Genomic DNA, 725 nt, shown 5'->3' with positions numbered 1-725 from the left:
ACTATTTTACGGTCTCGATTTTACATAATTTATTTACACTAAAAACTAGATATCAACTTGGATATCTAGTTTTAAAATTAATTATTTTTTGCATTAATTACCAATTTCTTTTGAAAGCCACTAAATAAAATAGCTACATAAATAATTAAGCCAATTACACCACCAACTGAAAAAGCATTGAAGCCAACTTTAGATAAAGTAGTAGTTATTGGATTAATAACGAATGGACTGATTACACCACCAACTGCATTAATAGCTGTATAAACTCCTAAAGCCATTGATATGCTGCTTTTATTGACCGAAATCGAAATTAAATATGGAAATGTTCCCATAGCAATGCTCATTGCAGCACCTACAATAAAACTACCTATAATTACAGTTAATAGACTATTACCATATGCAATTAATAAATATGATAAACCATACAACAAATATGCAATTGAAACAGAAGTATATTTAAATTTTTTACCAATTATTCCTACAATAAAGCCGCAAAGCATTCCACCAACAAGGGAAAGTGTTGATGTTAATGCCGCTTCAGATGTACCTCCTAATTTTTCTTGAACAATAAATAAAGATATATTATTATTCAAAACATTATTCAGCATCATTATTAAAAAAGCCCAAAATGCACAATAAAAGACATATTTATTTAGTTTTATTCCTTGATTGGATTCAGTATCACTTAAGTTTTCATTTAAATCTTTGAGACCGTAAAATAGTTT

1 protein-coding gene is annotated in these 725 nt (G+C 27.9%); it reads right to left on the bottom strand.

What is annotated here, in order from left to right; genetic code table 11:
- Nucleotides 1-77 precede the first annotated feature (77 nt).
- Nucleotides 78-725: MFS transporter (locus ACNDLV_RS08230; protein ID WP_498883112.1), on the bottom strand; the 648-nt coding region annotated here is incomplete at its 5' end.

Source organism: Lactobacillus fornicalis (assembly GCF_055362665.1).
Note: the sequence above shows the minus strand (reverse complement) of the source record. Positions and strands in the feature narration are given on the sequence as shown.